Source organism: Rhodococcus sp. IEGM 1305, assembly GCF_030058635.1.
Classification (GTDB): domain Bacteria; phylum Actinomycetota; class Actinomycetes; order Mycobacteriales; family Mycobacteriaceae; genus Rhodococcus_F; species Rhodococcus_F opacus_D.
Genome location: NZ_JASHKX010000001.1, coordinates 210,407 through 224,783, shown reverse-complemented (window position 1 = coordinate 224,783; position 14,377 = coordinate 210,407). Strand labels below are relative to the sequence as shown.

Annotated in this window: 11 protein-coding genes; 2 read left to right on the top strand and 9 right to left on the bottom strand. The window is 62.0% G+C overall.

From position 1 onward, the window contains the following. Together phnC and QM693_RS01035 are read right to left on the bottom strand one after the other, a co-directional pair. Positions 1 to 789, bottom strand: a complete 789-nt coding sequence (gene phnC, locus QM693_RS01040) for a phosphonate ABC transporter ATP-binding protein (RefSeq protein ID WP_283351069.1) — start codon at positions 787 to 789, stop codon at positions 1 to 3. Continuing rightward, positions 786 to 1,673, bottom strand: coding sequence for a phosphate/phosphite/phosphonate ABC transporter substrate-binding protein (locus QM693_RS01035; protein WP_283351068.1), 888 nt, complete (start codon positions 1,671 to 1,673; stop codon positions 786 to 788). The genes phnC and QM693_RS01035 overlap by 4 nt, the downstream gene beginning before the upstream one ends. Positions 1,674 to 1,839: 166 nt before the next feature. Here QM693_RS01035 and QM693_RS01030 point away from each other — a divergent pair, with 166 nt between their 5' ends. Continuing rightward, positions 1,840 to 2,595 carry a GntR family transcriptional regulator gene (locus QM693_RS01030; RefSeq protein ID WP_283351067.1) on the top strand — a complete coding sequence of 252 codons (756 nt, stop codon included), beginning with the start codon at positions 1,840 to 1,842 and terminating at the stop codon, positions 2,593 to 2,595. Positions 2,596 to 2,681: 86 nt separating this feature from the next. Further along, positions 2,682 to 3,356: an amidohydrolase family protein gene (locus tag QM693_RS01025; protein WP_283351066.1), complete on the top strand. Its 675-nt coding sequence runs from the start codon at positions 2,682 to 2,684 to the stop codon at positions 3,354 to 3,356. Here QM693_RS01025 and QM693_RS01020 read toward each other — a convergent pair. The 7 genes from QM693_RS01020 to QM693_RS00990 form a co-directional block, all read right to left on the bottom strand. Beyond that, positions 3,294 to 6,551 carry a protein kinase domain-containing protein gene (locus QM693_RS01020; protein ID WP_283351065.1) on the bottom strand — a complete coding sequence of 1,086 codons (3,258 nt, stop codon included), beginning with the start codon at positions 6,549 to 6,551 and terminating at the stop codon, positions 3,294 to 3,296. The genes QM693_RS01025 and QM693_RS01020 overlap by 63 nt on opposite strands. 556 nt (positions 6,552 to 7,107) lie before the next feature. Then, positions 7,108 to 7,770: a TetR/AcrR family transcriptional regulator gene (locus QM693_RS01015; RefSeq protein WP_283351064.1), complete on the bottom strand. Its 663-nt coding sequence runs from the start codon at positions 7,768 to 7,770 to the stop codon at positions 7,108 to 7,110. A 930-nt stretch (positions 7,771 to 8,700) separates the two neighbouring features. Continuing rightward, positions 8,701 to 8,892 (bottom strand): ferredoxin, encoded by a 192-nt coding sequence (locus tag QM693_RS01010; RefSeq protein ID WP_283351063.1) that lies wholly within the window; start codon positions 8,890 to 8,892, stop codon positions 8,701 to 8,703. A gap of 93 nt (positions 8,893 to 8,985) precedes the next feature. Further along, a complete protein-coding gene (locus QM693_RS01005; RefSeq protein WP_105417968.1) occupies positions 8,986 to 9,843 on the bottom strand; it encodes a mycofactocin-coupled SDR family oxidoreductase in 858 nt (285 codons plus the stop codon). 1,378 nt (positions 9,844 to 11,221) lie between these two features. After that, on the bottom strand, positions 11,222 to 12,148 hold the full coding sequence (locus QM693_RS01000) for a DUF7064 domain-containing protein (RefSeq protein ID WP_283351062.1): 927 nt from the start codon (positions 12,146 to 12,148) through the stop codon (positions 11,222 to 11,224). Positions 12,149 to 12,483: 335 nt separating this feature from the next. After that, on the bottom strand, positions 12,484 to 12,894 hold the full coding sequence (locus tag QM693_RS00995; protein WP_105417965.1) for a hypothetical protein: 411 nt from the start codon (positions 12,892 to 12,894) through the stop codon (positions 12,484 to 12,486). A gap of 56 nt (positions 12,895 to 12,950) precedes the next feature. After that, on the bottom strand, positions 12,951 to 14,369 hold the full coding sequence (locus QM693_RS00990; RefSeq protein WP_283351061.1) for an aldehyde dehydrogenase family protein: 1,419 nt from the start codon (positions 14,367 to 14,369) through the stop codon (positions 12,951 to 12,953). Positions 14,370 to 14,377: the final 8 nt, after the last annotated feature.

The window sequence follows — 14,377 nt, the reverse complement described above, 5'->3', positions numbered from 1 at the left end:
TCACCGCACCCCCGCCAGCGCACGGTCGGGTTCGGCGTAGAGGAGGTCGAGGTCGGCGGTCGTGACGGATGCGGTGGGGCAGTCGAAGACGAGGCGTCCGGCGCGCAATCCCACCAGCCGGTCTGCGACATCTCGCGCCAGGTCGACGTCGTGCAGGTTCAGTACCGCGGTGAGTCCCTCGATGCGCGCGAGTCGCACGATGTCGTCGACGACGCCGCGGGCGAGAACCGGATCGAGGTTCGCGACGGGTTCGTCGGCGAGCAGCATGTCGGGTTGCTGCGCGAGCGCGCGGGCGATCGCCACGCGCTGACGCTGCCCACCCGACAGTGCGTCCGCGCGCTTGCGGAACTGATCCTCGAGTCCGAGCCGGCGGACGGCCTCGACGGCGATCTCCCGGTCGGTGCGCCGCACGAAGTGCACGAGGCTGGGCAGCAGCGGCTGACAGGCCAGACGCCCGATGAGCGTGTTGGACAGCACCGTCGCACGTTCTACGAGCTGGAACTCCTGGAACACCAACCCGACTCTCTCGTGGGCACGACGCTTGGCGCGGCCACGCAGCCCGCCGCGATCGACTCCGTCGTGCAGCACCCGCCCCGATGTCGGTGCCGCGAGACCGGCGAGGCAGCGCATGAGCGTCGACTTCCCGGCGCCGCTGCGACCGAGCACCGCGACGATCTCGCCGGGCGCCACCCGCACCGACACCTCCTGCAGGGCCGTGGTGCCGTCCGGATACCGGTAGCTCACCGCGTCGGCCTCCACCCGCGGCACACCGTGTCGTGTGGTCGTCATTTCCGCGACAGCTCCTCGAGATTCACACCGAGTTCGGTTGCCGCGTCGCGGAAGATCGCGAAATCGCTGTCCTGTGCCGTCTCGAAGCTGGTCGCGCCGACCACCCCGAGCGCCGCCGTGTTGTCGCCGCCCACGAACGCGTCGACGATCCCCTGCTCGATCGCGGGGTCGAGATCCTTGCGCGCGATGATCACCAAGGAGACCGGGATGGGGTCGGACTCGGCGACGATCTTCTGCGCGGAGCCGTCGATGACACCCTTGTCCACCATGGACTGATACGAGGACCGGGCGTCCGCGGCGCAGTCGACCGAGCCCTGCTTCACCGCCAGTTCGGCGGTGTCGTGGCCGCCGGCGTAGGTGCCCTCGATGTCGGTGTCGGGGTCGATGCCCGCCCGCTTCAGCAGAAGCTTGGGAATGTAGTTGCCACTGGTGGACCCGGCGTCGACGAACGCGATCTTGCGGCCGCGGAGGTCGTCGATCGAGTCGATGCCGGTACCGGTGCGGCACACGAACACCGAGCTGTAGGCGGCGCCCTTCGCGACCACGAGCGGCTCGACACCGGCAACGGCCTCGGCGAGGGGCGTCGGAAAGGGGCTGAATGCGGCGACGTCGATAAGGCCCGACCGCATCGCCTCGACGATCGACAGGTAATCGCTCGTCGGCTTCACTTCCACCGACTTGCCCGTCCCGTCCGCGATCAGCGAGGTGATCGGTGCGAACTTCGCCTGCAGGTCCGCGTTGGCCTCCGCGGGCGGCAGCCCCACCTTCACTACATCGGGTGCGCCGTCCGGGGCGGAGGAGTCGCCGCAGGCGGCGGCACCGCACAGCGTGACCGCGCAGGCAGCGGCGGCCAGCGTGCGGCGAAGGGTCGGGTGGATGCTCACGGGCGGGGCCTTTCCGAGAAGTATTCGACGATGATCCCCGAATATTCATCTAGACAAGTAGCGTAAACCACGCTCACGGATGTCCGGCAAGTGAATGGGTTCTGAACAGGTCATATGCAAGTTGGTCGAAGCGCAGACATCCTCGAATGTCCTCTAGACTTGCCGCATGCCGAGCAAAACGTCCGCAGGCCGGGTACCGCTCTACCGACAGGTGCAGGACGTCCTCCTGCAGCGACTCGACAGCGGCATGCTGCAACCGGGAGACCGGCTGCCACCCGAGACCGACCTGGCCGCCGAACTCCGGGTCAACCGGCTGACGGTCCGGCAGGCCATCGGCGAGCTGACCCGCGCGGGCCGGCTGGTGGCGCGGCAGGGGTCGGGCACGTTCGTGGCTCCGCCACCCCAGCACTTCCCCATCGAACTCGCCGCCAGCTACATCAATGGTCCCGACGGCCTCAGCGGGGCCTTCGCCTCCGTCGGCCGCACCCTCAGCGAGATCCCTGTGAGCAGTGAGATCGTGCTCGGGGGCAGTGCGCCGCAGGCGGAAGAGTACCTACCGGGTCGCCGGTTGCGTCGCGACGACTCCGTGCTCGCGGTCGACGGTGAACCCTGGTTCGCAAATTCGGTGTGGATGGACGATCGCCGGTTCGCCGGGATCGGACGGCACCTGCAGGACGGCGTCCCGCTGTACACGGTGTGGCGCGACGTCTATGACGTGCGACTGAAGGCCGCCTGGAGATCGTTCGCCGCGGCGGCTGCGTCACCGCGCGTGGCGGAGATACTCGAAATCCCTCCGGGCGCACCGGTACTGCTACGCGAGGGCCTCAACCTCGACGAGGACGGCAGCCCGACTGTGTACATCCACCGGTCGTGCCGCAGCGACCGCGTACGGTTCGTCGCGAACTACCTACAAACGGACTGAGCCTCCGAACATCGTGTCGCCCACGGCCAAAGGCAGAGGTCCGCGAGATCGTTCAGTGGCGAACAGCTCGACCAATGAGGGCACTCATGGTCCATATCGACTTCATGGACCGCTACGGCATCCAGGCGCAAGCCCTCTCGGTGTCGGACCCAGGAGTCGAATTCCTCACCGGAACAGAAGCAGCCGAGATGTCGCGCTACTGCAACACCTACACCGCCGATCTGTTCAAGCGGCATCCCACCCGATTCGGTGGCCTGGCCATACTGCCGATGCGCGATACCACCGCCGTCATCCGGGAACTCGAGTACGCGCTCGACACCCTCCACCTCGACTGGGTGGGCCTACTCTCGGCCTACGAAGGCGCCTACCTTGGCGATCCCCGCTTCGAACCACTGATGCTCGCCCTCAATGCCGGTCGGCATATGTGTTCGTCCAACCCGCGGCCATTCCCGCCGACGCAAAACCCGAACTCCCCCTTCCCGACTTCCTCGAAGAGTTCACTTTCGAGAACCCACGGAAGAAGCACAGGGCAGCCGGCGTATTTGGTCACGAACGGCGATGCCCCGCATAAAGCTCAACCTCCGCCACCTCGTCAGAAACGACTCGGCCCGTTCCCGAAGTGGTCTAAACGGTCACAGTGGGCCAGAGATGCTTCCAACATCCGTAAAACCGTGTCATCGACTTTCCGGCGGAGGTTGCTACGGTGCGGCATCGCTCGATTTCGCCGATTCCACTACCCATGCCGCGATCTGTGTGCGTGAGTTGAACCCCAGCTTCGTCAGGAGATGCTCGACGTGCCCCTGCGCGGTGCGGGGCGAGATCGCCAGGCGCGCTGCGATCTCCTTGTTGGTCAGTCCTTCGGCGATCAGAGCGGCGACCTCACGCTCGCGCTTGGTCGGCGTGACCGATGGACTAGCTGCTGAAGCAGGGAGTTTTGGAATCTGCTCGCCCAGGGCATAGGCGACCGCAGCCTCGAAACCGAGCATACTGCCCTCCCGGTGTGCCGCGGCGAAGGCCTGCTTAGTCATCGCCTGTCGAGTCTTACGTTCGAACTCGTCCTGGTACACGAGCATGTCCGGCAACAACACCGTCGAACTCCCTACTGAGCGACTGAGTTGCTCGGCGGCTTCAGCCAACATGACCGCGCGGCTGGGGTTCCCTTCCTCAGCTGCGATCCACGCCAGTGCTTGGATGCACATGCTGGTCTTCATTCGGTCGTTGACTTTCCTGCCCGTCTTCAGTGCCTGCACGAGTAGGCGAGTAGCTCGCGTGCGATCGCCTTTTCGCCACACCGCAACCGCTAGCGCCCACAATGTATGGGCCCGGTGCACGGATTCGCCTCGCGCCTCCGTAATCGTGAGCACGTGCTCGTAGCATTCGATGGCCCGCTCGGTGTCGTTCTGCAGTTCGCACGTGATGCCGAGGCCGTCGAGAGCGAGGACCTGAAACAAGAGGTCGTCCCGTGCGATGTACACGCTGACCGCACTTTCAAGATGCAAGCGTCCATCGGACAGTTTTCCTCCGAACAGTGCGAGATATCCAGTGGCGTGGTCGATGTGTGCGCGAATCAAGGGGTTATTCGACTGGTCGACGAGCGTACGACAAGCTTCCACCAGGTCCGCCGACCCCTGAAGGTCACCCTGCAGTCCGCTCATCAGGCTATATGCAAATGTCGCTTTGGCTCGTTCGACAGTGAGGGTACCCACCTTGCGGGACAGAAGGCGACCGAGCCACCGGCGCCCCTCGTTGAGCGACCCCTGTGAAAGCCAGAAGGGGCATAGTGCGGCAGCGATCCGAATTCCGGACTCAGGGCTGTCGGACACACAGAATTCCAGCGCCTCACGGACATTCGGCTGCTCCCGCCCCAGCTTTGCGATCAACGCGAGTTGCCGGGAACTGATCCATTCGGATTCCGCCTCGACCACCAGCCGCTCACACCAGTCGCGGTGCCGACGGCGAAGCTCCGTGTAGCCGCCCCTCTCCTGCGCCCTTTCCCGCCCGTACGCACGGACGGTCTCGAGCATTCGGAACCGCACCGCGGAACCCGACTCCTCTCTCGTCAGGATCGACTTGTCGACGAGGAACGTCACCGTGTCGAGAAGGTCGTCTACGTCGTCACCATCGCAGACCTGTTCCGCGGCCTCGAGTTCGAAACTGCCCGCGAACACCGAGAGCTGCGCCCACATCCGTTGTTCCACAGGAGTGCACAGGTCATAGCTCCAATCGATGCACATCCGCAACGTCTGCTGCCGCGACGGCGCGTCCCTGCTGCCGCGAGTGAGCAACAGGTAGCGGTCGGTGAGGCGCTGCAGGATCTGGTCGGGCGTCATCGCGCGAAGCCGAGCCGCAGCCAGCTCGATCGGCAGCGGCAGCCCGTCCAGCCGCTGACAGATTCGGGCGATGGTGACCTTGTTCTCCTCGGTGAGCTCGAATCCCGGGACTGCGGTGGCGCCCCGTTCCGCGAACAGGGTGACCGCATCGTTGCGGGGCAGTCCCTTCGGCAGGTGATCGGGATCCGGGACGGGCAGCGGGGGGATCAGCAGCGCCGTTTCCCCACCGATCCCGAGCGGTTCGCGACTCGTCGCGAGAATTCGCAGCCGAGGGCACACGCGGAGCAGAATTTCGGCGAGCTTCGCGGCCGCGGCCACCACCTGCTCACAGTTGTCCAGCACAAGCAACACTTCACGCGGGGCAAGGAACTCGACGAGCACCTCGTGCGAGGGTCGCGCCGACTGGTGACGCAACCCCAGCGCGGCCACGACCAGGCCCAACAACAGCGAATCGTCGCGCAGCTCACCCAGTTCCACCAACGTCACACCGTCGGAGAAGTTTCGTTGCGCCTTGGCGGCTGCGCGTAGAGCAAGCCGGGTCTTTCCCACCCCGCCGATTCCGGTCAACGTCACCAGCCGCGACGTCGACAACAAGTTCGTCGCCTCGGCCAGTTCCGTGCGGCGGTCGACGAAACTGGTCAGCTCCAGCGGAAGTCCACCCGTTCGGCCCGAATCCGCCGGTGACCACGACGGCCGGACTGACGCTCCGCCCTGCACCTCGGCCGGTTCGGTGTGCATTGCCATCTCGTCGACCGGGAAGCCGTGATGCAGTTGGGACTCACGCAGTTGCCGACCCAGTTCCACAGCGGAGGGGCGAGCGCCGGCCTCGGAGGACATGGCACGTTCGATGACAGCGCTGACCCCCTCGGAAATGCCGTGTTCGCGCGGGTTCGGAACCGGCTCGGACGTGATCCTCAGGAACTGTGCCACCAATTGCTCACCGCTTCGCCGTTCGAACGCCGCATGACCGGTGAAAGCAGCGAACAGGGTGGCGCCGAGGCCGTACACATCGGCGGCCGGACTCGGAGGCTCACCGGCCACGACCTCGGGGGCGGTGAACGCCGGCGAACCCGTCACGACGCCAGCCGTCGTTTCGAACCCACCGGCGATGTGAGCGATGCCGAAATCCGTCAGCGCAGGCTCGCCGTAGTCGGTGATCAGGATGTTCCCGGGCTTGACGTCACGGTGCAGGATCCCGAGGCGGTGCGCGGCCGCCAGCGCGCCGGCCATCTTCACCCCGAGTCGCAACGCTTCGTCCAGCGGGAGCGGTCCGTGACGCCGGATCCGCTCGTCGAGCGACCCCCCGGCGTGGTACGGCATCACGATGAAGGGACGCCCGTTCTCGGTGACACCGGCGTGGAGAACAGTGACGATATTGGGGTGACCGGTCAGCCGGCCGGCCGCACGCTGCTCACGCAGGAACCGTGCCCGGTTCCCCTCGTCGAGGTCGGCGGTGAGGACCTTGACCGCCACGGTGCGGTCGAGCGCAGCCTGCGTGCACCGGTACACGACCCCGAAGCCGCCGCGGCCGATCTCCTGGGCATCCTCGAATCCGGCCGCCGCCAACTCCGCCGTGACCGAACCGGACACGTCGCGTTGCGTCGCGAATGGATCGACACCGGTCATCGGCTACATCGATTCATCCGACACAATACGTTGCAAAGGCACGGGCTTCTTTCACCCCTCAATCATGCATCCCCAACGATGTCGCGGGTAAGCCCGATCAGGCCGAGGGCGAGCAACATGGCGCCGAGTCACCGATGATGGCTCATTCGGTGGGACAGCTACTAAGCCTGGAGCCACCGATGTGGTGTCCGGGATGGGTGAGCCGAAACGACGAGATTCCCTTTGCTTGCTGAAAGAATTGGACTGCCTGTTGACGCGGCCACAGGCGGTAGACGTAGCGGCCGTCCCCTTTTCACATCGCGAAGCCTGCGGCGGATTGCAAAGGCACAGTCCTGCAAACGGGAAGCACGGGTGATCTTCAGATGCAAGGAAGGTGATTGTGTGCAGGCGCCCCGCAATATGGCCATCCACCACGCGTCACTCTATCCAACACAAACCACCTCGGTCACACCAGCACGCTTCGATCCGCGAAAACTGCTGAGCGCCCAATCGCCAACGCGCACCTTCCTGTGTTGAGCAACCCGAGCCCTCCGAATCACTGCGCCAAGGCGACTTTTTACTGGCGCTTCAGGTTTTTAGACACGGGGCGACCCCTGCGAACCGTGACGCCATCGGTCGGCGCTACGAGGGCTGGAAGGACGAACGTTTTCAACATCCGCGCATGGGCAGGATCGCTGGGTTCCATGGATTCCATGCTGTTGAACAGTGCAAACTGCACAAGGGCGAGCCAAGTGTAGACTTCCGACGAGTTAAGGTCACTTCTCATTTCACCCCGGGTCCTCGCCTCCTTCAGAAAAGGCTCCCAAAGGTCGGCCGTCAACTCGGCAGCCAACTCAAGAGTTTCCGACCACGACTCTCCTCGCTGATTTGCCGGGGCCAGAACCATAGCCACGATCGGATCTTCGCGCGCCAAGGCGACGGTATGAATCAGACCCGCAATGAAATTATCCTCAAAGGATCCCTCCCTTTGAAGAAGTTCCCTGCTAGCCTCCAGCACTTCTCGAGCGCGCCAATCGATCAGCACTGAGGTCAATTCAGTACGATCCTGGAAGTACCGGTATACCGTCGGACGTGAAACTCCAGCCTCCGTCGCTATATCCTCCATCGTCGTCTTCGCCAAACCGAAGCGCAAGATCACCTTCTGCGCAGCATGGAGAATCTGCGAGCGGGCTTCCTCGCCATCTTTGCTGAGGACGTTCCCTGCTTTCCTGCGCGCCATGTCACCTTGAGCTTCCACTCGGTTATCAAACTATTCAGCGTGGCCTATAAATCACTAGCGGTTCGCGACGGCTGGACGTACACGTATTGCACGATCACCACGCTTCAAGTATACAACATTCGTTTGTCGTCTCAACGACAACACGAAGGACCGCCTCGGCGCTGGTTGACATGACCCCCGGAGGGCGGGATGCACCCTCGCACCGCCCGTCTCACAGGCCCTGGCACTACGCTCACGTAGTGAACACCGCCCTTCGACGGCAATCCGATGCCAATTCATCGTCACCCGAGCTGGCCTTAGTCGCATCACCCCGAGGAACATGCAGCCCGTGTGCTCATAGATCTGGAGCACCGCGGTTTTAGCGCGCTACCTCTGCGAGCGGAGATCGTCCTCCAACAGGATCGGCGGATCCTCGATCGGGGTCGTCTTCCCCACGTCGTGAAACGCCGTCGCGCTACTCGATCGGTACGATAGTCGTGCACTCACGACTATCGGTTTTTAGTTCAACGCCTGCCATAAGCGGAAGCATTGTTCAGCAATGGATTACGAGAATCCTGGCGCGGATCGCGACTACGCGCAATACAATCTCTCTTCCTTCTCGCGCAAGCACCGCATTGTCACACATGTCGGCGAATCTCGATTGCCCGCGGCATTTGTCGAGGCTCACATCGTCGGCGGGGCAATCAAAGCTCAACCGGACCGACCCGCAGGGGATCGTGCTGCGGGGTCCGACTTCGCGACGAGTCAATGTTGCTCGCCGCAGTGCGCCTGCTAATGGGCGCCACCGCAGTTCTGCGAGCATGCCCACAACGTGCAGGATGTCCACTGTGCGGGCCGCCAGATTACGAGAGGGGTCACCTTTTCATAGTTTCGGGGTCGGATGCGGGGCATCCGGCCGTGTAGGTAATGGTGATGCCGCGATGTCGATGTTCATTCCCTCATCGAAATTGCAGTCTCGGGACAATTTTCGACCGCGCTCCGCGCGCTATCAAGGTACTCGACGGCTGGCCGAAGGTCGGTCACAATTCCCATGCCTTCTTCATCCATATCGAATACTTCGGGAGCTAATAGATAACAGCGGCCATGCCCCTGACATTTGGTCGTGTCAATCTCAACTCGCATTTCTCACTCCTTTCCAATCTATTGGATCAGGGTGACTTCCGTTTACACGGAAGACGCACCTGAATTGCAGCCTTAGGCGCACTGCGTGACAGCTCAGGGCTTTACGGTGTTTCCAGCGTCAACCGCGAGTGCAACACCAGTGACATAGCGAGCTTCATCGCTCGCGAGCCATAGCACCGCATTACTAATCTCAATCGGCAGCAATAGCGGCACAGGTGCGTATTCTGCATCAGGATCCGCATCGAGGTCAGGCAGGATGTTGGTGGCCCCCGCTAGCCCAGTCACACTGCTACCAATAATCGCCATCGTTCGATCACTGAACGTTCCCATACCTTCGGTAAGGACGCCAGTTGGGTGAACAGTATTCACACGGATCTTGTACCGCGAGAGTTCGTTGGCGAAGGCCTTCATCAGGCCCACCACGCCATGTTTGCTTGCCGCATAATGCGCGTACGGCGTATGCCCGCGAAGGCCGGCCGTTGAAGACGTAAGGATGATCGATCCTCCGCGCTTGGACTCGACCATGTATGGAGCTGTTGCAACGACTGTGTTCCAGACACCCTTCAAATTGGTATCTAGTACAGCATCGACAGCGTCCTCCGGGATATCCCAACTGTGCTCGTGCACCGTCATAATGCCAGCGTTGGCACATACGATGTCGATCCGGCCGAACGCTTCGATACCGACCTCGACGGCACCCGTCAGTGCAGCACGGTCACGAACGTCAGCGACGGCGCTGACACACTTCTGGCCAGTCTTTTCGACAAGCGCCCTGGTCTCCTCCAGATCTTCCCGTGTCGCGGCCTTGTAGTCCACCAAGGAATGAATAGGGGCACACGCATCGGTTACAACGATGTCGGCGCCTTCCTCCGCCAATCGCAGTGCATGTGACCGGCCCTGGCCATGGGCTGCACCCGTGATAAAGGCTACCTTTTCCGAAACTCTTCCCATCAGCCTGACTCCTTTTCCATCCGATACTCAAGTTGCAGCATTGTGTACGACTGAATGAATCACTTCTGAGAGCTACCAGCCCTCGCGGGGCAGCGCTTCGGGACTCCGCATGTGGCGTTGAATGTCAGCTCTCGCAATACGCAGCTAAATCCGCGCGCAGAGACGGGTTGCTGCCTCAAACCGACACGCCTACTTGCGTTCTGCAGAGCCACGACATAGGAGAAACCAAACTCAGACGTCGAGACAAAGTACGTTGTGTGTAATGTCGTTAATGTTAGTTACCTCACTGCAGAGTGTCAACGCCATAGCGGTGCCCACGTCATGCGGTGCCCGGAAGTTCCACCTTCATGAATCGTGGTGGTGGACGCACACTCAGTTGCGGCATGAACGACGCTGGACGCCAATGCCTTACGACCGCATTCGGGGTGTGGATAACGGGTCGAGCCACCGATGTGCCACCCGGACCTTTCTTCCCGCCAGACGAATTCGGTTTCGTCCGAAACATCCACTATTTGACAACCAGCTTCATCAACCGTCGCCGGGACAGTATCGAAGGCATCGAGGATGGGACGGGTGTGGTCGGCGAGGTGACCAAGCAGCCCAACTGCCTAGTGGCCGTCTGGTGAACACCGTCCGACACGCTGCAATATTTTCACCGCATCACCGCCATGTCATACTCAACCGCAATAGGGGACCAGTTCCCAGTTTGACTTCACCTACACGAGCTACTGCGGGACTGAAATCGGCGAAATCCATACGCCGGACAGTTGACAATCCTTCATGCAGTGGATTTCATGAGCGAGCAAACCTACAAGAACGCACCGCGTGCCTACATCGACTATTCACACTCAACGGAAGATTCACGAGAACAGTACGCTTTAGTCGATTCATCTTCGACCACGCTCGGGGAATCGCCGCGGTGTTCGCCGCCGGGAAGAGGCACGACACCACGCCGCCCCACTCTCACACCCCAGCGACGAACCCCGCCATCTACGCTCGCCGAGTTGAGTGAACCCTACTTTTACGACGTTTCGGCTAGGGACCTCTACGAGGCTGACGTGATGCCCTCGTCGAAAAGTGCCATCACCGAGTGATGCCGGGACCTGCCCTGGCCTCGGACTCGGCCCAGTCCCGTGCCGAGATCCGCCTCGTACCGCTTTGCCCTCACCCTGCCACACGCCGGTCGCATCGACGGGATTGTGTCGCCATCACCATGCTGGGCGACGGTCGACGAGTCCATCCCGCTAGCCCCTCGGCGTCACGTCGGCGAGCTGAGTGCGACGCGGGCGTACCCGTACCGCAAGCTGATATGCCGCTGCTCGGCGAATCGAGTGCCGGTGCCATGTGCAGTGACGGCAGTCGAATTCGTCCGGACCGATCAGACGCCCCGCCGGACATACCCCTGCTCGACGATTCCGCCACCGGACTCCCCCGACGCGGTCCTGAACGTGTGGAATTCGTCGTAGGCGCTCATCACTGCGCCCGTCCGCGGAGGCCCCATCGGAACCCACTGTCCGGCTGGCCGGCCTACCGAGGCCACGGTGAGCCGATCGCCGGAGTCCAGCTCGATCTCTGCCTCGACGAACAGTCCGCTGCCGTCGCGTGTGAACGAACTGACGCCGGCCACCGGCGTCGCGGTATCGCCGAGCAGGAATCCCGTTGCGTGATCAGAGCCGTCACTGCCGTACAACCTCATCACACTCAAGGCAAAGGTTTCGAATTTCCACATGAACCCGAAGTACTCGGACATCCCGATCGTCTCGTCACGAAATCCCCAGGTTCGATCGCGGAATCCGGATCCGTCAACCGCGGATTCCTGTCCTCGGAGGTTGACCGAGCCAACGACCGAGGCCGCCTGCTGGTAGTGCTTGAGAGCTCCCGTCTCGGCGTAGCCGCCGAACGCCTTTGGCGAGGCGTCGCCGACGAAGTCGGCCCGCGCGAACTGAGGCATGAACCGAAGTTCTGCGGTCACCTCCGGGGTAGAGATGGTGAAACCGGTGTCAAGATCCAGCCGGATGGATTTACTCTCAAAGCTCCCCGGGTCCAGAGGTTCAATGAGCTCGATCGTTCCGTTCGGTGTTTGCAGACTGAACCGCGCCTGGCGCGCGCCGGCGTTCGGCGAGGTCGAGACGTGGACGGTGCCGTATATCCCGTTCTCGTCGTCCCAAAAAGGAAGCCACGCATTGTCGCGCCACGGGGGAGATCCTTCGGGGAGGTCAGCGGGAGCTGTGATGGGCTGCGCCAGCGGACCCCACACGGTGTCCGCGCCAGCACTTAGTTGAGAGGACATGGATACTCCTTGCAATCATCGGACACTCATACATTTGTAACGCATCTTCATACTTGCTTCGTTCATCCAGAGCCGGACCGACGCTGGCGATCTCATCGACGTCCACAAGCAGGCATCAAGACCCGATCTTTTCCGGCCCGATCCCAGCCCTCGTCTAAGGGTTCCAACAGTGGGTGGTGTCGATAGGACACCCTGCGTAAAGATGAGCTAACTCAAGTCCCGCAATGCTCAGGTCTCGGCACTGAACCCACCTGCGCCGAACGACGCCTGAACTCGCTCCACGGCGCTGGTGGCCGATAGTGCTGTTCGTTGCCACCAGCAATGTGAGACCTGTCCCGCCGGCCTGACGACTACTTCCGGTCGAATCCCTGTGCAGCAAGGTACTCGTTGTACTTGATGAAGGCAGGCTGCATGGCCGGCAGCAACTGGAGGAGCTTGCCCACCGGTCCCTTCACTTTGATCTTCCTCCGTGCGAGTGCCATCGGAACATTCAGATCACCAAGCCAGAACTTATGGCCGGTGTCAGTGTCCATGAACAGCTCGATCTCGACGTCAGATGCCTTTGCAGCGTCGCCTTGCCGCACGACCGGCGGATCCTGGGATGCGTCAAGGACGATGACCAACTCGGGGTCCGTGTAGTTCATGCGGAACGCTACATTCGATGAAACCCATTTGGCTTTCAGTTCGGGGTCGACGGCGACATTCTCGATGAACTTGCCGAGAGTAGCCGCGGCTTCCTCAGTAGATGAGAACAATGGCATTGCATTTTCCTTTCACATAGATGTCGTTGCTGAACGTGTCGTCCCAGGTAGGTGATTCAGAGCGCACCCGGTGCGGTCTTGCCTTTGTTGCAATGGAGCACCTGGATGCTCGACAAGTCGTTGAGCCCCCAGGGACCGTGTTCGACGCCGATACCGCTCCACTTGACGCCGCCGAAGGGCGCGTTTGTCGCAAGTACCGCATGCGAGTTAACCCACGCAGTTCCGACGTCGAGTTGGCTTGCCAGGGCCGTGGCACGGTCGATATCCGGAGACCAGATGGACCCGCCGAGCCCGTACTGCCCTGCGTTCACCCTTGCGATCACATCGTTCACATCGTCGTACGGTATGACGGGCAAGGCGGGTCCAAATTGCTCTTCGTCGACGATTCGCATGCCGTCGACCGCACCGGCCAAGATGGTCGGCTCATAGAAGACTCCAGGTCCGCCAACCGGCCTTCCCCCTGCGGTCGCCTTTGCACCGCTCTTGAGAGCGTCTTCCACCAACCCGCTGACTCGTTCGAACTGAGGCCGATTCGCCAATGCCCCAAGCTGCGTTTCCTCACCGAGCGGATCACCAACGACAATCTGTTTAGCTATCTCGGAGAGCGCCTCGACCACACCGTCATAGATTGAACGTGGCACGTACAGCCTCTTAATGAGGATGCACCCCTGGCCGTTGTTCCAGAACGCGCCCCAGAAGAGAGCTTCTGCGATCTCCGCCGGATCAGCGTCGTCCAACACGATCGCTGCATCGTTTCCGCCGAGTTCTAGAGTGACCCGCTTGAGATCCGCTGCAGCGGAGCGATAAACGTGCTTTCCCGTCGCCACCGATCCTGTAAACGAGATCTTCCTCGGTACAGGATGCTCAGTCATCCAAGCACCGAGTTCGTCCCCTCCAGTAACGACATTGAAGACGCCGGGTGGCAAAATCTCACTTGCGATCTCGCCGATGCGCAATGTCGAGATGGGAGTGAAGGGTGATGGCTTCAGCACCATCGTGTTACCGGCACGCAGCGCCGGCGCGAGCTTGAAGAAGGCCATCGCGACGGGAACGTTCCACGGAGTGATTCCCGCGACCACCCCGAGGGGGCGCCGCACAATCTCCGTATGGGCACCGTCATCATCACGGATCACTTCTCGTGGCCGCTCTACATTGGCGTAATAGTCGAGCCAGGCAGCACCCGACATCGCTTCCACGCCGCCCAGATCGAGCGTCTTTCCATTTTCGTTCGCGAGGATCTCGGCCAGTTCCGGCGCGGCATCCATGACCGCAGCAGACAACTCCTGCAGCCTTTCCCGGCGGAAGTCCTCGTCTTTGCGCCATTCGAGTTGAGCCTTCGACGCAGCGTCCATCGCCCGGTCCAACTGAGCTGCGGTACAGACTGGCGCCTGCGCGTACACGTCGCCGGTTGCGGGATTGACTACATCGAAATAGTCACCTCCTGCGACACCTTGACCGCCGATTGTCATTTCCATGAAAACTC